This is a genomic window from Acinetobacter lwoffii, from assembly GCF_024129435.1.
GTDB classification, from domain to species: domain Bacteria; phylum Pseudomonadota; class Gammaproteobacteria; order Pseudomonadales; family Moraxellaceae; genus Acinetobacter; species Acinetobacter lwoffii_F.
Window position 1 is genome coordinate 29,387 of record NZ_JAMXXN010000008.1, and the last position, 19,225, is coordinate 48,611.

14 protein-coding genes are annotated in these 19,225 nt (G+C 44.3%); 8 read left to right on the top strand and 6 right to left on the bottom strand.

Going from position 1 to position 19,225, the window contains the following annotated elements:
• The first annotated feature begins 58 nt into the window (after positions 1–58).
• From iscU to fdx, 5 genes are all read left to right on the top strand, one after another.
• Complete coding sequence (gene iscU, locus NI455_RS07260) at positions 59–445, top strand: Fe-S cluster assembly scaffold IscU (protein WP_004279815.1); 387 nt, start codon at positions 59–61, stop codon at positions 443–445.
• 34 nt (positions 446–479) lie between these two features.
• Positions 480–800, top strand: a complete 321-nt coding sequence (gene iscA / locus NI455_RS07265; RefSeq protein WP_005107159.1) for an iron-sulfur cluster assembly protein IscA — start codon at positions 480–482, stop codon at positions 798–800.
• Positions 801–903: 103 nt separating this feature from the next.
• Entirely contained in the window at positions 904–1,419 is a 516-nt protein-coding gene (gene hscB / locus NI455_RS07270) for a Fe-S protein assembly co-chaperone HscB (RefSeq protein ID WP_253113311.1), read from the top strand.
• 41 nt (positions 1,420–1,460) lie between these two features.
• The gene (gene hscA, locus NI455_RS07275) at positions 1,461–3,320 is read left to right on the top strand and encodes a Fe-S protein assembly chaperone HscA (RefSeq protein WP_253113314.1); all 1,860 of its coding nucleotides are present in this window, start codon (positions 1,461–1,463) and stop codon (positions 3,318–3,320) included.
• A 15-nt stretch (positions 3,321–3,335) separates the two neighbouring features.
• Entirely contained in the window at positions 3,336–3,674 is a 339-nt protein-coding gene (gene fdx / locus NI455_RS07280; RefSeq protein ID WP_253113316.1) for an ISC system 2Fe-2S type ferredoxin, read from the top strand.
• A 114-nt stretch (positions 3,675–3,788) separates the two neighbouring features.
• On the opposite strand, the gene NI455_RS07285 is transcribed toward fdx, so the two are convergent.
• The 5 genes from NI455_RS07285 to NI455_RS07305 form a co-directional block, all read right to left on the bottom strand.
• Positions 3,789–5,234, bottom strand: a complete 1,446-nt coding sequence (locus tag NI455_RS07285) for an adenylate/guanylate cyclase domain-containing protein (RefSeq protein WP_253113318.1) — start codon at positions 5,232–5,234, stop codon at positions 3,789–3,791.
• A gap of 55 nt (positions 5,235–5,289) precedes the next feature.
• Positions 5,290–5,724: an HIT domain-containing protein gene (locus NI455_RS07290; RefSeq protein ID WP_004646760.1), complete on the bottom strand. Its 435-nt coding sequence runs from the start codon at positions 5,722–5,724 to the stop codon at positions 5,290–5,292.
• A 229-nt stretch (positions 5,725–5,953) separates the two neighbouring features.
• Positions 5,954–9,412, bottom strand: coding sequence for a transcription-repair coupling factor (mfd, locus tag NI455_RS07295; protein ID WP_253113320.1), 3,459 nt, complete (start codon positions 9,410–9,412; stop codon positions 5,954–5,956).
• A gap of 123 nt (positions 9,413–9,535) precedes the next feature.
• A complete protein-coding gene (locus NI455_RS07300; RefSeq protein ID WP_180038716.1) occupies positions 9,536–9,901 on the bottom strand; it encodes a hypothetical protein in 366 nt (121 codons plus the stop codon).
• A 129-nt stretch (positions 9,902–10,030) separates the two neighbouring features.
• Positions 10,031–11,473, bottom strand: a complete 1,443-nt coding sequence (locus tag NI455_RS07305; RefSeq protein ID WP_253113420.1) for an aspartate ammonia-lyase — start codon at positions 11,471–11,473, stop codon at positions 10,031–10,033.
• A 421-nt stretch (positions 11,474–11,894) separates the two neighbouring features.
• On the opposite strand from NI455_RS07305, the gene putP reads away from it, so the two are divergent.
• Complete coding sequence (gene putP, locus NI455_RS07310) at positions 11,895–13,403, top strand: sodium/proline symporter PutP (protein ID WP_253113322.1); 1,509 nt, start codon at positions 11,895–11,897, stop codon at positions 13,401–13,403.
• Between the two features lie 78 nt (positions 13,404–13,481).
• On the opposite strand, the gene NI455_RS07315 is transcribed toward putP, so the two are convergent.
• Positions 13,482–13,976 (bottom strand): Lrp/AsnC ligand binding domain-containing protein, encoded by a 495-nt coding sequence (locus tag NI455_RS07315; protein WP_253113326.1) that lies wholly within the window; start codon positions 13,974–13,976, stop codon positions 13,482–13,484.
• Positions 13,977–14,094: 118 nt separating this feature from the next.
• Between NI455_RS07315 and putA the strand changes: the two genes are divergently transcribed.
• Together putA and trmA are read left to right on the top strand one after the other, a co-directional pair.
• Positions 14,095–17,850: a trifunctional transcriptional regulator/proline dehydrogenase/L-glutamate gamma-semialdehyde dehydrogenase gene (gene putA / locus NI455_RS07320; protein ID WP_253113328.1), complete on the top strand. Its 3,756-nt coding sequence runs from the start codon at positions 14,095–14,097 to the stop codon at positions 17,848–17,850.
• A 184-nt stretch (positions 17,851–18,034) separates the two neighbouring features.
• Complete coding sequence (gene trmA, locus NI455_RS07325) at positions 18,035–19,117, top strand: tRNA (uridine(54)-C5)-methyltransferase TrmA (RefSeq protein ID WP_005246572.1); 1,083 nt, start codon at positions 18,035–18,037, stop codon at positions 19,115–19,117.
• The last annotated feature ends 108 nt before the right edge of the window (positions 19,118–19,225 follow it).

Sequence of the window (19,225 nt, forward strand, 5' to 3'; positions counted from 1 at the left end):
AAGTTTTTTTACCCCCATATTTAATACTAAGGCTGACCCCGAGGTTTGGAGAAGCAACATGGCTTATAGCGAAAAAGTAATTGATCATTACGAAAACCCTCGTAATGTTGGCGTTTTAGACAAAAATGCTGAAAACGTTGGTACTGGTATGGTTGGTGCGCCAGCATGTGGTGACGTGATGCGTTTACAGATTCAGGTAAACGACGAAGGTGTGATTGAAGAAGCACGTTTCAAAACTTATGGTTGTGGTTCTGCCATTGCATCAAGTTCACTTGTGACCGAATGGCTCAAAGGTAAAACTTTGGATCAAGCCCAAGCGATCAAGAACATTGATATTGCGACTGAACTTGCACTTCCACCAGTAAAAGTACACTGTTCTGTTCTTGCTGAAGATGCAATCAAAGCAGCTGTAGAAGACTACCGTAGCAAGAAAGTTAAAGCTTAATTGTTCCACGTTTTGAAATTTTAACGGAGTTTTCATGATCCATTTAACTGAAAATGCTGCAACTCATATCAGCAATTATTTAAAAAATCGCGGTAAGGGTGAAGGCATTCGCGTTGGTGTGAAAACTTCAGGCTGTTCTGGTCTGGCCTATGTGCTCGAGTTCGTCGATGAAGTCGATGCACATGACCAAGCCTTTGAACAGTTTGGGGTTAAAGTATTCGTTGACCCGAAAAGTCTGGTTTATCTTGAAGGTATGGAGATGGACTATGTTAAAAACGGCTTGAACGAAGGCTTCGAATTTAACAACCCCAACAAAAAAGGCGAATGCGGTTGTGGTGAATCCTTCACTGTATAAACCCGGCAGTTATTCTCTTTTGACATTAAAACAGTGTGTTTCACACTGTTTTAATTGCATTTATACAGTTATTTTTGCACATTAATCGCGGATCCCATCTCCCATGAATCATTTTGAGTTGTTCAACCTTCCTGTAGCACTCGATATTGATTTGGCGGCTTTAAAGACTGAATTTTTAAAGTTGCAGCAACAATATCATCCAGATAAAGCTGAAGACAAAGATCAGGCTCTGATTAAATCAAGTGATATCAATCAGGCATTTAAAGCCTTGTCAGCGGTCGATAGCCGTGCAGCGTATTTACTGTCTCTCAAGAAACAGGATTATCACTTAGATCAGTCGATCAGTGATTTTGAATTCTTGCAGGACGCTCTGGAAATTCGTGAACAACTTGACGATGCAACTTCTGCTGAAGATTTAACTTCACTGAAAGTCGAAGTCCAGCAATGGATTGAAGGCTTGGTTCGCGAGTTCAAAATTGATTATGCGGATCAAGACTGGGCCGAAGCACGCGATACAGTGCGCAAACTACGCTTCTTCGTTAAAGTCATGGCCGATATCGACAAAGCGGAAGACCGCTTCCTGGACGATGACAGCTTTGATCTTGATGATGATTTCTAATTTTTAGTATTTAACATTTAACGTGCAAAGGATGTAACACTATGGCTCTCTTGCAAATTGCAGAACCAGGTCAATCAAGTGCACCACATGAACACCGCATTGCGATTGGTATCGATTTAGGCACCACCCACTCTTTGGTTGCCACGGTTCTTTCAGGTAAAGCCAAAGTACTTAATGACGAACAAGGTCGTGTGCTACTTCCTTCTATCGTGCATTATGCAGAACAACAGACTCAATACGGCAATGAAGCTGCGCCTTTCATTACTACTGACCCTAAAAACACCATCGTTTCTGTGAAACGATTTATGGGTCGTTCGAAAGCTGACATCAAATTCCAGCATCCTTATGCCTTGGTTGGTGAAGCCAATGAAATGCCAGCTTTTGAAACTGCGCAAGGCCGTAAGACGCCGGTTGAGATTTCTGCAGAAATTTTAAAGCAGTTGAAAGACCGCGCTGAAGCCAGTCTGCAAAATCCGGTCAATGGTGCCGTTATTACAGTTCCGGCGTACTTCGATGAAGCACAGCGTCAGGCAACCCGTGATGCTGCCCAGCTTGCCGGTTTGAATGTTCTACGTTTATTGAATGAGCCAACCGCTGCTGCTGTGGCCTATGGTCTGGACCAAGAAAGCAATCTGAGTACAGATCGTAACTATGTAATTTATGACTTGGGCGGCGGTACCTTTGACGTTTCGATCCTGCGCTTCTCTCAAGGTGTGTTTGAAGTTCTGGCAACCGGTGGCCACACCGCTCTCGGTGGGGATGACCTGGATCGTTTGATCCTGAAATGGGCCAAGAAACAGCTGAATATCGACACTTTGAATGATGCAGAATATGCACATTTTGTCGTTGCGGCACGCAAAGCCAAAGAAGCTTTGTCTGATGCAGATTCAGTTCAACTCAAATTGCTTGATCAGGTATTGACGCTTGACCGTCCGACATTTGAAGAGATCATTAAAGTTGCTTTGGATAAAACCATCAGCGTATGTAAGCGTGTGATGCGTGATGCCAAGCTTGAACTAAATGACATTCAGAATGTCGTTTTGGTCGGTGGCTCGACACGTTCTTATGCAGTACAAAAAGCCGTGCGTGAAGTGTTCAACCAAGAACCACTTTGCACCATTAACCCGGATGAAGTGGTTGCGATTGGCGCATCAATTACTGCGAACCAATTGATTGGCAACTCGACTGATGGCTCATTGTTATTAGACGTGACGCCTCTGTCTCTTGGTCTTGAAACCATGGGCGGACTGGTTGAACGATTAATTTCGCGTAATACTGCGATTCCAGTCGCTCGTCGTCAGGAATTTACCACTTATCAAGATGGCCAGACTGCCATGTTAATTCATGTGGTTCAAGGTGAACGTGATCTGGTTGAACATTGCCGTAGTCTGGGCCGATTTGTGCTGCATGGCATTCTGCCAATGACTGCCGGTCAGGCACGTATTGAAGTAACGTTCCAGGTCGATGCTGATGGCTTGCTGACTGTATCTGCGAAAGAAACCACCTCTGGCGTGACGGCTCAAATCGATATCAAACCATCTTATGGTTTGTCTGGTGAAGATACTGAACGCCTATTACTAGACGGTTATAAATTCGCTGAAGAAGATAAGAATCTTCGTCATTTGAATGAAACCAAAGTTGAAGCACAGCGTGAACTGGAAGCACTGGTTCAGGCACTCAAAGCGGATGCCGGTCTTTTGACTGAGGAACAGCTTGCAGCACTGCAAACTGCGCAAGCACAACTTGAAACTCAGCTTCAGGGTTCAGATATCAAAGCGATTGAATCTGCCGTTGAACAGCTTAAAATACATAGTGATGCTTTTGCAGCAGCACGTATGAATCAACATATTGATGCAGCTCTTAAGGGCACTAAACTCGACGACTGGTCAAACTCAAACTAATTTAAGGTAACGACTATGCCACGTATTAAAGTTCTTCCACATGCGCAGATTTGCCCCAAAGGTGCTGAGTTTGAAGTCGAACAAAATGCCAATCTTTGTGAAAGCCTACTGAAAAATGGCATTAAAATCGAACATGCCTGCGATATGTCAGCAGCGTGTACGACCTGTCATGTGGTAGTACGCAAAGGTTTTGACAGTCTGGAAGAAATGGATGATGTTGAAGCTGACTTACTCGATCGTGCTTGGGGTCTAGAACCTGATTCACGTCTTTCTTGTCAGGTTAAACTGGACGATGAAGATCTGGAAATCGAAATTCCAAAATACACGATTAACCATGCTTCAGAAAACCACTAAGATTTTCCTTGCAGGCTAAAATAAAAAACCACGCTCAGGCGTGGTTTTTTCTATTTAAATATAAGCATTTTTAATCAAATTTTTTTATTTGGCTTGAGTTAATTTAGATAAATTTTAAATATGTTCAATCACTTCATCTTCCAGCTTCAGTTTGACAATGCCTTGTGAATTGGTCATTTTCTGCTGAGTTTCAATGCGTTTAATCATTTTTTCCAGCACATGAATCAGCTCAGGATATTCAAAGTTTTGCACTTCATCCAGATTCAGCAATAAATGAAAGCCCTTATATTCATAATCGAACCAGCGCTGATACTCGACTTTCTGAGACGCGTATTTTTCCATGACCTGCCAGGTTCTTACAGGTGCTTTAATGCCTTTCAGGAAAATCGGCTTTTTCGGTGCACAAAGATAATCATCTTTGATCAGATTATGGGTATCTTCTGAAATCAGGATTTCATCAACTTCCGCCGCACTTTGCAAACGTGCTGCCAGGTTAGCATCACGCCCCACAATAGTATAAGCCATACGATGCGTTGCCCCATAATTCCCTACGTGGCAATAACCGGTTGAAATCCCCATACGAATATGCAGTGGCGGATAACCCATTTTAATCCAGCGCTCACGCAGCAATTTCATTTGCTGACGCATCGCCAATGCCATTTCCATGCAGTTCTTGGCATCCCGTTCCACACCTTCAGAGTTCGGATCACCAAAGAAAATCAAGATGGCATCACCCATGAATTTATCAACAGTCGCTTCATAATTTTTAGCGATTTCGGTCATATGCCGCAGATAGTCATTCAACAGGAATGCTAAATCATCTGGAATCAGGGTTTCAGATAACTCTGTAAAGCCTTGAATATCAGAGAAAAAGATCGTCAACTTTTTACGTTTATATTCAATTTTGGCTTCAGATTCACCTTTCATAATGGATTGCCATAACTGCACGGGCGCATAGCGACTCAGTTGATTGGCAAATTCCATATAACGATTCATCTGTTCGAAATAATGGTCTTTTTTCTGGGTCATGTATTTCACACGACCACTTTGATAAAAACTTCCGACACCAAAATAGGTAATCAGACAGATAAAGCCTAAAACGGTCAACTCACTGCTGGTCGGTTCGAAATAATTATTAAACCCAAAGACCAGAATATTGGCCAGATAAAAAAGCGTAATCCCGATCAGGCTGGCCAGACAGGCCATCATAAATGAAATTTTATTGCTGATCGCGGTATAGAGTACTGCGATCAGACCCAGCAAGGACAAGACCAAGTCCAGATGCACGGCCGCCAAAACCACCGAAATGACAATGACATCGATCAGGAAAAGAATATTACGCCGAATGTGATAATCATGACGATAGATCAGCCAGCGAGATAGTTTCGGTGTAATTAGCAAAACCAGAAACAGAAAAAATGGAACAAAAAGCTGATACTGGGTATCTGGTTCAGTGTAATGAAAGACGACCAGAACCAGAGACAGCATGATGTATCCCATCATGCGATGGAAATATTCAAACTGATGGGGTTCTTTTTGAGTCCAGTCGTCTAATTGCACTCACTCACTCCCTGAAGTCCGCAACTGTCCATGGTTCTCGGAATGCCTTGGCTAATTAGTCCATGCGCCAGTCAAATGGCATATCGCCCTGACCACGCAAAGCCAGCATTAAGGTTTGACGCATATGTGCCAGTACTTCACTGCTATAAGGAACAGCAGGTGTACCCCAAACCGGCTTCGGCCATGCAACATCGTTCTGATAACGGACTACATGATGAAAATGCAATTGCGGCACCATATTACCCAGCGCTGCTACATTCATTTTATCCGCACGGAAAACACGTGCCAGCTGGCTTGATAACCAGCTTGACTCTCTTAAAAACTGCTCTTGGTCAGCTTGGCTCAATTCATATAATTCAGAGACACCCGGCACACGTGGAATCAGAATGAGCCAGGGAAATTGCATATCATTCATCAAACGACATGTTGACAAAGGAAAGTCGCCTACAAAAAACGTATCTTGAGCAAGTTGTGGATGCAAACTAAACATATCTTTATAAATGATGCAAAATTAGAATGATGGCTAATACTAACATATCCAACTGAAGCTGAATATTGAAAGCAATGTGTTTAAAGACAAATTCTCATGATTTGTTGCGAAGCACATCACAACAATTACTGTAAACAATTCATTAAAAAAATCAAGCCTGTTGTTCCTGCAAACTTCATTGGAAAATGAAATCCAAACTGAATTTTCAGGCTGATTTAATCGAATAAAATCAGTGCAATTCTTTAAGCAGACTGTCCAGTAAATCCTGTATAAACTGAATCCGCTTTTGATAGTCTTCCAGCATGACCATGACTTTTAGACGTTGACCGCCATCCATCCGGAAATAGGTCGGATGTTTCTGCATCATCTGGATAATCGTCATGGCTTGAACCGGAGTATCCGGTGCAAATTCAATATGCCCACCCTGACTGCTGATATCAATTTTAGTAATACCAAGCTGCTCGGCTTTCAATCGAATCTGATGTACAGCAAAGAGCTGTTTGACCGGTTGCGGCGGTATACCAAAACGATCAATCAATTCCATCCGGATATTATCCAGCTTTTCCTGGGTATCGGTATTACTGATGCGTTTATAGAACAACAGACGTTGATGCACATCACCCAGATATTCATCCGGAATCAGTGCTGGCATATGCAGGGTAATTTCGGCAGTCAATGACAATGGTGCGTCGAAGTTTGGCGTTTTACCTTTTTGAATGGCTTTGGTGGCTTTTTCCAGCATTTCCATATACAGGCTATAACCAATCGCCTGCATCGAACCACTCTGCTGTTCACCGAGTAATTCACCTGCGCCGCGAATTTCCAGATCTTCAGTTGCCAGCATAAAACCGGCACCCAAAGTTGAAGCACGCTGAATGGCATCCAGACGTTTTTCTGCATCACCTTTTAAGGCTTTTAATGACGGTACCATCAAATATGCATAAGCCTGATGATGTGAGCGCCCTACACGTCCGCGTAGCTGATGTAATTGCGCCAGGCCCAGTTTGTCGGCACGTTCAATCAGAATGGTGTTGGCATTCGGAACATCAATCCCGGTTTCAATAATGGTCGAACATACCAGAACATTGTATTCCTTGTGATAGAACTGCTGCATCACCTGCTCCAGTTCACGTTCACGCATCTGTCCGTGGGCCACAATCACCCGCGCTTCCGGCACCAGTTTACGGATATGCTCGGCGGCACGATCGATTGTATCAACTTCATTATGCAGAAAATAAACCTGACCACCGCGCAGCAATTCACGCAGAATCGCTTCTTTAATGGTGTCATCGGTATGTTCCTGCACAAAGGTTTTCACCGCAAGACGGCGTGCCGGCGGTGTGGCGATAATCGACAGATCACGCATGCCACTAAAGGCCATATTCAGCGTACGTGGAATTGGAGTCGCAGTCAGTGTCAGCATATCAACATCGGCACGCATGGCCTTGATTCGCTCCTTGTCGCGCACACCGAAACGATGCTCTTCATCGACAATCATCAGACCGAGATTCTTAAACTGGACATTTTCCTGCAAAATCTTATGTGTACCAATCACAATATCGACTTTACCTTCAATGAGGTCGTCAATGGTCTTAGTATGTGCTTTGGAAGAACCGAAACGTGACAGCACTTCAATCCGGACCGGCCAGTCGGCAAAGCGGTCTTTGAATGAATCATAATGCTGCTGTGCCAGCAAGGTGGTTGGTACCAGAATCGCCACCTGCCGATTATTCTGCACTGCAACAAATGCGGCACGCATCGCGACTTCTGTCTTGCCGAAACCCACATCACCACACACCAGTCGATCCATCGGCTTGGCCTGCTGCATGTCATGCAGTGTGGCTTCAATCGCATTGGCCTGATCCAGTGTTTCTTCATAGGCAAAGCCACTAGAAAATTGCATATACAGGCTTTGATCGACTTCAAAACTGATTCCAGGTTTGGAAGAACGCCGTGCCTGAATATGCAGCAATTCGGCCGCGACATCGTGAATCTGTTCCAGTGCTTTACGTTTGGCTTTATTCCAAGCATCTGTACCGAGCTTATGTAACGGTGCCAGATCCGGATCACCACCACTATACCGGCTGATTAAATGCAGATTGGTCACCGGCACATACACTTTGGCGGCATCCGCATAATCCAGCTGCAAAAATTCGTGATCCTGATCATCAATACTTAAGGTGACCAGACCAGCATAACGTCCGACCCCATAATCGATATGCACCACAGGCGCGCCCATGGTCAGCTCAGTTAGACTTCGGATCAGAAACTCTTCGGAAACTTCCTGTTGACGTTTGCGACGGCGCTGTACCACGCGATGTTCATACAGCTGATTTTCAGAAATTACGCTGACACGATCGGTCAATACCAGACCACGCTCTAAAGGCGCATTGGTAATGGCAATTGCATACAGAGATTGAATAAAACTATCAAAATTTTCAACCGTGGGGATATCACCCAGACTTGGTCTTAATGCATCTTTAAGACTTTCACGGCGTCCAGCACTTTCAGCCACCAGCAGTACCGGATGATTAGCCTGATCAATATATTTTTTGACTTCATGAAACGGTTTTTCACGTTTCGGATCTACGGGCAGACGCGGTGGCAACTGGGTATCAAGATTCAATACCCCAGCTTTTTGATCAAAAGATGTTTGTGCGGCAATGATGCGTGCAAACTGGTTCAGCTGCTCCAGCACTTGATTGGTCTGAAAAAACAGGCTTTCAGGCGGCATGATCGGTTGGTCGACATTGTGGCGACGATCTTCATAACGGCGCACCACATCTTGCCAAAACTGGCTGAGACTTTCGTCCAGAGCCTTATCTGTAATGACAATGCCATTCTTCGGTAGGTACGAAATCAGTGAACTTTGGCCTTGCATTGCTTCAGCGCTGAAAAACAAGGGCAAATAAAACTCGATTCCCGGCGAGACTATGCCATCCATCACATCCTGATAGATCGGGTTTTTCTTTGGATTCGCGGTCGGGAAAAATTCGGCATAGCGGTCACGGAAAGTGGCACGACCTTCCTTGAGCGGAAATTCCTGTGCCGGCAATACGGTAAACTGCTGCAAACTTTGCGTGGTGCGCTGAGTTTCGGCATCGAAAAATTTCAGGCTTTCAATTTCATCATCAAACAGGTCAATCCGAATCGGTGCTTCCTGTCCCGATGCGTAGATATCCATGATACTGCCGCGTACCGCGAATTCACCTGGATCATAGACGGTATCGACCAGATGATAACCGGCCTGAATCAACTTTTTCTTTTGTTGTTCCAGATCAAATTTCTGACTGACATGAATATCGAAATGCTCACCCAGAATCCATGAGGTTGGCGCCACACGTTGTGCCAAAGTTGAGGCGGACAACAACAGTACACCAGTTTTGGGCATATTGGATAAGATTGCCAGACGTTCCGAGACAATATCCTGATGTGGGGAGAGACGATCATAAGGCAAGATTTCCCAATCCGGAAAAATCGTGGGTTTAATCCCATAAAATTCCAGTTCACTTTCCAGTTGACCCAAATGCTGATTATTACGTGCAATCACGATGAACAAGCGCGATTGCTGCTGCACGATTTCTTTAAGCAATAATGCAGTTGAGGAACCTTGCAGATTGCCTAACCAGCGTTTCTCGCCTGCTTTGAGCTGTGGTAAATTGAGTTGGGAAATTTCTTGCTGGAACATGGATATAGCTTTAAAGTCTAAATAACCTGAGGCTTATACTAGCACGATGATCTCAGGATATTTTGTTATTTTTATGCAGTCTTGCCACATCCATATACTTCGATTTTAAGCCACTTTTGCAGCTTATTTTTGATCGCGCAGAAAGTTACGATAATAATCATTTAACTTCTTAAGGATCATTTTAAATTGCAGCAGGTTCTCTTCGGTATTGCCTAAAGTCGCATTAAAACGCTGATGGGCAATTTCCAGATCAATTTTTTCATTGATCAGCATCGCGGTATCATATAACGCTTTTAAATCATCAAACTGTTTTAAACGGCGATTGGACAAATACTCTAATCGTGCACCTAATTCCTGATTGAGTTGAATACCATCGACGATATAGCCTGTACCTTCTACATACTGAATATTCTGCTCTTCTAAATATAGCTGTGCAGCAGTCGGTTTATTACTTTTAAATAATGCACTGATTTTATCAAACATCGCCATTTACCCAGCCAAATATAGTTCAGGCTCTAGTCTAGATGAAAATGCCTCAAATCCACATCCTGAACTTGAGGCAAATTATCAAAATAGCAGCGATTCGCTGTTTCAGACGATTTAAAGTCTCTGGCTCTGTTAAGAAACCTGTTCGAGCTGATTCTCTGCTGAAGGGATTTCAGACACCAGATTTTCAAATGCAAAAATCTCTTCTAATTGCGCTTCACTCAATAAGCCCAACTCTAATACTACTTGCGGCACGGTTTTATTTTCCCGCATACATTGTTTGCCGATTTCATCGCATTTGGCATGTCCCAATATCGGTTCAAGCAAGGTTACGATCCCGACACTGCGCATGACCGAACTTAAACAAATCTGTTCATTGGCCTGAATGCCAGCAATACATTTCTGATTCAGGGTTTGCATGCCTTGGGTCAATAATTGAATCGATTCATTCATCGCCACGGCAATCACAGGCTCCATAACATTCAATTGTAACTGCCCGGCTTCCGCAGCCATAGTAATGGTTAAATCATTACCAATCACCCGAAAGGCAATCTGATTGACCACTTCCGGAATCACCGGATTGATTTTTGCCGGCATGATCGAAGAACCTGCCTGTAATTCAGGTAAACGGATTTCAGCCAGACCTGTACGCGGCCCTGAGCTGAGCAAGCGCAAGTCATTACAGATTTTGGACAGTTTCACTGCCAGACGTTTTAAACTGCTCGACAAAATAATAAAGACGCCACAATCGCTGGTCGCCTCGACATAATCTGCCGCTCCTTTTAAAGGTAGACCTGTCAGGTGTGCCAAGATTTCCACTACCCGATTGGCATAGCCCGGCGGTGTATTCACTCCGGTCCCAATAGCAGTGGCGCCTAAATTGACTTCTAGCAATAACTGTCGCATCTGACCAATCAGCTTCAGGTCTTCTTTTAATAAGGTGGCAAATGCCCGGAATTCCTGTTCCATGGTCATCGGAACTGCATCTTGTAACTGGGTACGTCCCATCTTGATGACATATTCAAATTCGGCAGCTTTATGATCGATACAATCTATCAGCGCCTTGAGCACACTCAATAATTCATCCAGACTGCTATAGGTCGACAGACGCAAAGCCGTTGGATAGACATCATTGGTCGATTGCGAGGTATTGACATGATCATTTGGATGCAGAATGTGATAATCACCTTTCTGATGGCCCGACATTTCAAGGGTAATATTGGCGATCACCTCATTGGCATTCATATTGATGGAGGTTCCGGCACCGCCCTGATAAGGATCGAGTGGAAATGCCGCTTGCCACGCTTCCGGATGCTGAATCAATTCATCACAGGCATTTTGAATGGCATGACTGGTCTGCTCGGACAGTTTTTGAAAATGTAGATTGGCCTGTGCCGAGGCTTTTTTCACTTGGGCCAAAGCACGAATAAAATGCGTTTGTTGCCCCACCGCCAATCCGGAAATCTTAAAATTTTCGATGGCACGTAAGGTATGAATCCCATAATAGCTATGCAACGAGATTTGTTTTTCCCCCAATAAATCACGTTCAATGCGGGTCGGTTCGATTTGAAGCATATTGTCCACTAAAAAATACTCTTGGCGATGCACCGTATTTGGTGTGACATTAATATGAGCAAACAAATACAGGCCTAATAGAAAGACTTTAACCTAGATTTGCTACGATTTATTACCAATACGCTAAAGCTGTGAGTTTTGTAAAATTGTGTAAGTAACTGGCTAAAATTCAAATATTTTAATTATTTATTCAAAATTTCCACTTTCCCCCTGAATCCGACGTCGTATTGCCTTTTATCCGCTCAAGTTATTCCTGATTCAATTTCAGTGGATTACCATTATGTTTACAATAAGCACACATAAAAGCTGTGCAATTGTTACAGAGTGTAATTTTTAAACCATGCTTGAATCACCTCCTTGCAATCTCAGTACAAAAAATCATCTTGGACGATGATTTCCATATTTACAGGATGACCTGCCTATGACTTATTTAAACCCCACCCTGATTACCTTCATGTTTTATATTATCGCCATGATTGCAATCGGTTTATATGCTTATCGTGTCACCTCCAATTTTGACGAATATATTCTAGGTGGACGGAGTCTGGGCAGTGTCGTTACTGCACTTTCGGCGGGCGCATCGGATATGAGTGGCTGGCTGTTGATGGGTCTTCCGGGAGCCATTTACCTGTCTGGCCTGTCAGAAGTCTGGATTGCGATCGGTTTGATTATCGGTGCATGGCTGAACTGGTTACTCGTAGCAGGTCGACTGCGTGCCCATACTGAATATCAAAACAATGCCCTAACCTTACCGGATTATTTCACCAGCCGTTTTTCCGACCGTAAACGCATTTTACGGGTTTTGTCTGCCTTGGTGATTCTGGTGTTCTTTGCGATTTATTGTGCTTCGGGCATGGTCGCAGGTGCACGTCTGTTTGAAAGCCTGTTTGGCTGGGATTACACCACAGCGCTTGTGATTGGTGCGATGGCGACGATTCTCTATGTTTGTATTGGTGGCTTTTTGGCGATCAGCTGGACCGATACATTCCAGGCCGGTTTGATGATTTTTGCCTTATTGCTGACTCCGATCATTACCTTCTTGGCCCTGGGCGACAACAGCCAGCAAGTGAGTGTCATCCTTGAATCGGCTCGCCCACATGCCTCCAGTATGCTTGAAGGTTTAAGCACCGTTGCGATTATTTCCAGTCTGGCCTGGGGCTTGGGTTATTTTGGTCAGCCGCATATTCTGGTGCGTTTTATGGCAGCAGATTCGGTCAAAACCATTCCTGCTGCGCGCCGTATTGGCATGACCTGGATGATTCTATGCCTAGGCGGTGCAGTGGCTGCCGGTTATATCGGTATTGCCTACTTCAGTGTCAATCCCACATTGGCCTCGGTGGTGAATCAAAACCCTGAAACGGTATTTATGGAGTTGACCAAAATCCTGTTTAATCCGTGGATTGCCGGAATCATTCTGGCTGCTATTCTGGCAGCAATCATGAGTACCTTAAGCTGTCAGCTTCTAGTCTGTTCAACGACCTTGACCGAAGATTTATATAAGAGTTTCCTGCGTAAAAATGCCTCACAGAAAGAACTGATCTGGGTCGGTCGTGGCATGGTCTTGGTGATTGCCCTGATTGCCATTTCACTGGCGATTAATCCGAATAGTAAGGTTTTAGGACTGGTGGCTTATGCCTGGGCAGGTTTTGGTGCCGCATTTGGCCCACTGATTATCTTGTCGCTATTCTGGAAACGAATGACCCTCAACGGCGCGATTGTCGGTATGGTGGTCGGTGCCGTGACTGTAATTGTCTGGAAAAATTACATGGGTGATACCGGTCTGTATGAGATTATTCCGGGCTTTATTCTGGCTACCCTCAGCATTATCATCGTCAGTCTGCTGGATAAAGCACCTAGTGAAGATGTAGTACATCGTTTTGAAATGGCTAAAGCCGAGTATCAAAAAGAAATGGCAGAAATGGAAAAATAATCATCTTCTTACTTGAATATAAAAGGGACTGAATTGTCCCTTTTATATTTTTATCTTTTCGGATGAAGCGGTTGCGAATTATTTAGCTTTTCCCGGCATTTTCAGATGGATCTGCTGACTTTCTTTAATTACTTCCATCACCGGATAACTGCGCGTTTCTTTAATTCCGGGCAATTGCCACAAGATCTGACCTGAAATTTTCCGGAACTCGTCCATATTGGCACAGCGGATTTTCACCACAAAATCAAAACCGCCACTGATCATATGACACTCGATAATCTCAGGAATCTGCCGAACTGCATGGGAAAATTCATCTAAAACATTCGGTGTGGTTTTATCCAGTAAAATTTCAACAAAGACCACAAAACCATTATTCAACATTATTGGATTGAGGCGCGCTTCATAGCCCACAATAAAACCTTCCCGGGTCAGCTTTTGTACACGCGCCAAGGCTGCCGTAGGCGACAGATTGACCAGTTCAGCCAGTTTGATATTGGAGAGCTTGGCATCGGATTGCAATAAACCCAGTATACGAATATCTATACGGTCAAGGTTCAAATAAGGACTTGGCATTAAAATTATTCTCTAAAAAAAGCGAAAACTATAGTGATATATTCGTCAAATATTCTGTGATTATAGATTAAAACTCATTCACCTCAAAGAACTGATTGACGCAGTACAGGAAGTCACTATGCCAACCACTCTCCGCCCCGATTCAATTTTAGATGCGGCCCAGCACTCGAATTATATTACTGAATTTAAACATAAAAACCAATACGAAGAACGTATTAATACGGCATGGCGTCGTGCTGAAACTGAATGCGTCGAAGAGTTATTGGCCCATAGTGAAATTTCTTCCGAGATGAGTGACAAGATTCAGGCGCTTGCCTTTGATCTCGCACATTCCTTGCGTGAGCGCAAAAGTTCCACTGGGAAAGCCGGTATCGTACAGGGCTTATTGCAGGAATTTTCTTTATCTTCTCAGGAAGGCATTGCTCTGATGTGTCTGGCAGAAGCCTTGCTGCGGATTCCGGACAAAGCCACACGTGACCTGCTGATCCGAGACAAAATCAATCAAGGTAACTGGAAAGAACATTTGGGCCAGAGCCAGCTGATGTTTGTAAATGCAGCCGCCTGGGGATTGATGCTGACTGGCAAGCTGATGGAAACCCCGCAGCAAAAGAGCCTGTATAGCTTGTTGACTGGTCTTTTGGCACGCAGTGGCCGCAGGATTATCCGTAAGGCCGTGGATGTTGCCATGCGCATGATGGGCGAGCAGTTTGTCACGGGTGAAACCATTGATGAAGCCCTGAAAAATGCCGAACCGTTGGAAGAAAAAGGCTTTCGCTATTCCTATGACATGCTGGGTGAAGCAGCACTGACCGATCCGGATGCTGAACGTTATTATCAGGATTATCAGCAAGCCATTCATGCCATTGGTCAATCTTCGCAGGATAAGGATGTTTATGACGGGCCTGGCATTTCTATCAAACTCTCTGCGCTGCATCCACGTTATCAGCGCTCACAAATGGATCGCATGCATGATGAGCTCTATGCAAAAGTACTGAAACTCGCGGTCTTGTCCAAGCAATACAATATTGGTTTAAATATCGATGCTGAAGAAAGCGATCGCCTTGAAATTTCGCTGGAACTATTAGAACGCCTGTGTTTTGAACCGCAATTGCAGGACTGGAAAGGCATTGGCTTTGTGATTCAAGCCTATCAGAAACGCTGCTTCTATGTCGTGGATTACATCATTGATCTGGCGAAATGCAGCCAGAAACGCCTGATGATTCGTCTGGTCAAAGGCGCATATTGGGATAGCGAAATCAAAAAAGCCCAGATTGATGGAATGTCGGATTATCCAGTATTTACCCGTAAGGTGCATACCGATCTGTCTTATATTGCCTGTGCGCGTAAGCTTTTGGCTGAACCGGATTATATCTACCCGCAATTTGCCACACACAATGCACAAACAGTAGCGACGATCTATCAACTGGCGCAACCTGAGCAGTATTATGCCGGTCAATATGAGTTTCAATGTCTGCATGGCATGGGCGAACCGCTGTATGAAAATGTCGTGGGCGATCCATCGAAAAATAAACTGGGTATACCCTGCCGGATCTATGCGCCAGTCGGTAATCATGAAACTTTGCTGGCTTATCTGGTGCGCCGTTTACTGGAAAATGGTGCTAATACCTCCTTCGTCAATCGTATTGCCGACAAGACTTTAAACATTGAGGATTTGATTGAAAATCCTCAACAAACGATTTTAAAGGCATCAAAACAGGAAAACGTATTGGGAGCCAAGCATCCTCATATTCCATATCCGCAAGATCTTTATGCCGATGCACGCATTAACTCTTCAGGACTCGATTTGGCCAATGATGCTGAACTCCGTGTTTTAAATGAAGTCGCCTCCAGTCTGGCAAATACGCAATTTCAGGCAGCTGCTATGGGAACGGCGTTTACAGTTATCGATACAAGCAACGTAGTGCAAATCATTAATCCAGCACACCATCAGGATGTGGTCGGTACGGTCTATGAAGCAACTTCTGAACAGGCCGAAATTGCACTCACTCAAGCAGTTAATGCACAAAGTTTCTGGGCCAATCTGCCAAAAAATGAGCGTGCTGCCTGCCTGAATAAAGCCGCAGAACTGATGGAACAGCGTTTGCTTCCGCTCATGGTTCTTCTTTCTCGCGAAGCAGGTAAAACCTATGCCAATGCGATTGCCGAAGTACGTGAGGCGGTAGATTTCTTGCGTTACTATGCAGCTCAAGTTTTGGATCTCAGTGACAATGTACAGATCCAGCCTTTAGGTACTGTACTATGTATCAGTCCATGGAACTTCCCGCTGGCGATTTTTACCGGTCAGATTTCAGCAGCGCTGGTCGCTGGCAATACCGTGATTGCCAAACCGGCTGAACAAACACCGCTCATTGCAGCACAAGCCGTACAGATTTTATGGGAAGCCGGCATTCCGCAGGATGTGTTACAGCTATTGCCGGGCCGTGGTGAAACCATTGGTGCACAGCTCAGTGCAGATCCACGTATTCAGGGCATCATGTTTACCGGTTCCACCGAGGTCGCCCAAATTCTACAAAAAACCGTGGCAGAACGAATAAACCAGTTTGGAGAAAGCGTCACCCTGATTGCTGAAACCGGTGGTCAAAATGCCATGATTGTGGATTCATCCGCCCTGACTGAACAAGTAGTGCTGGATGTGGTGAGCTCTGCCTATGACAGTGCCGGTCAACGTTGTTCTGCCCTGCGTGTCCTCTGTGTTCAGGAAGATAATCTGGAGGCTGTTCGCAATATGCTCAAAGGTGCCATGCAACAGTTGCGCGTTGGCAATCCGGTTTTGCTTAAAACCGATATTGGTCCAGTGATTGATGCAGAAGCCCAGCAAAATATCCAAAAGCATATTGAGCAGATGCGCAGCAAAGGTCATAAAGTTCATCAGTTGATGTTTAATCAGGACCAGACTGAATTAACTCCAGGAACATTCATTGCGCCGACCCTGATTGAACTGCCAAATCTGGACGATCTAGAACGTGAAGTATTTGGTCCGGTGCTGCATCTAATTAGTTATAAATATGGTGAACTGGAACAGTTGTTAGATCAGATCAACAGTAAAGGCTATGGCCTGACCATGGGCTTGCATACGCGTATTGATGAAACCATGCAAACCGTGATTGCACAGGCCGAAGTCGGCAACCTGTATATTAACCGCAATATCGTTGGTGCGGTCGTGGGCGTCCAGCCCTTTGGTGGTGAAGGTCTGTCCGGCACCGGCCCGAAAGCGGGTGGCCCGTTGTATATCTATCGTTTAATGCATCAAGTATCCGAGAAAAAACTGGCTCAGCCTTATGCAGCTCAAGCTGAGCCAGCACTTGTTGAACATAAACTTGTTCAGGAGTTTAAAGCCTGGGTAGCTAAAACTTTCCCAACTTTATCTTTAAAAGCGCCTATGCAAATTGCGACTGGTCAAAGCTTTAGCCTGCAAGGCCCAACTGGCGAGGAAAATCAATACATGATCTTGCCACGTGAAAGCGTTCTCTCCTTAGCACATAGGGATCAAGACCAGATTCAGCAAATTCTGGCGATTTTATCGGTTGGCAGTCGTCCTGCGGTACTGGCAAACAATACTTTTATTCTGAAATATTTACCAACCATGCCAGCCGCGGTTAGCAAGCAATTTAAAGTGGTCCGGGATATTGAAACAGGTGTATTTGAGGCCGTCCTGCATCATGGTGACACTACTGAACTGATTGACTTGCAGAAACGCATTGCAACACGCCAAGGTCCAATTATTGGTATCACCCATTTAACTTCGGGCAACTATGATATTCCGGTCGAGCGATTTGTGATTGAACGCGCGATCAGTATCAACACGGCGGCGGCAGGCGGAAATGCCAGCTTGATGACGATGGATAATCTCTAAATCAGTCCAATCATCTCATCATTTTTAGCTTAAATCTTTCCTCTTGATGGCCAAACCTCTCTCCTCAGAAGGTTTGGTCTTTTTTATGTAGCTTTTAAAGCGACTCAACTACAATAGGCTTAGGCAGATCGGCAATTTTTTGCTACCATTTGCGCTTTAAAATATTTGCGATTTCTTACTGCATATGACTTCATCTTATCAGCAACAACTTGAAGCCAAAATTGAACGCATCAGCGCTCAGTTTGCCGAATATCAACCACCTGCTTTAGAAGTATTCCAGTCTCCTGAAAAATATTTCCGCATGCGTGCTGAATTCCGGATCTGGCATACTGAAGATGATCTGTTTTATGCCATGTTTGAACGTGACGAGAACAACAATAAAAAAGTGATTCGGATTGATGAGTTTCCAATTGCAGACCGCAGTATTAATGACTTGATGCCGCAACTACTGGCAGCATTCAAGGCAGATGCCAATCTGGGTCATCGTTTATTTGAAGTCCATTTTCTGGCGACGTTAAGTGGTCAGGTTCTGGTATCCCTGATTTATCACCGCAAGCTGGATGAAAGCTGGGAACCTGCAGCAAAAGCACTGGCGGAAAAACTGAATATTAAACTGATTGGCCGAAGCCGGGGCCAGAAATTCGTCCTGACTGATGAATATGTGGTGGAAGAGCTATCGGTCTTTGATCGTCGCTATAAATACAAGCAGATCGAAAGCAGCTTCACTCAGCCGAATGCACAAGTTTGTCAAAAAATGCTGGAATGGGCATGTGATGCAGCGGAACAATCAGATAAAGATTTGCTGGAACTCTACTGTGGCAATGGGAACTTTACCCTGCCGCTTTCGACCAAATTCCGCCGTGTTTTGGCCACTGAATTAGCCAAATCTTCAGTTTATGCAGCTGAGTGGAATATTGAGCAGAACCAGATTGAAAATATTCAGGTTGCGCGTCTGTCTGCCGAAGAATTCACTCAAGCCTATAATGGCGAACGTGTTTTCCGTCGTTTGCAGGAAGCACAAATTGACATTTCGACTTATGATTTTGATACGGTATTTGTCGATCCACCGCGTGCTGGTATTGATGATGAAACCTTGAAACTGTTACAGCGTTTCCAGCGTATTATTTACATTTCTTGTAATCCAGATACCTTATATGACAATCTGAAACAGTTGTCTCAAACGCATAGAATCAGCAAGTTCGCCATGTTTGACCAGTTCCCGTATACGCACCATGTTGAGACGGGTGTCTTATTGGAAAAAGTATAAAGACTTTGTTTCAATTTATTATATTGTTACAAAAATGGAGCTTTTTGAAGCTCCATTTTTTATATTACAAATCATGTATTTAATAATGAATATTGACTTGTACAGCAA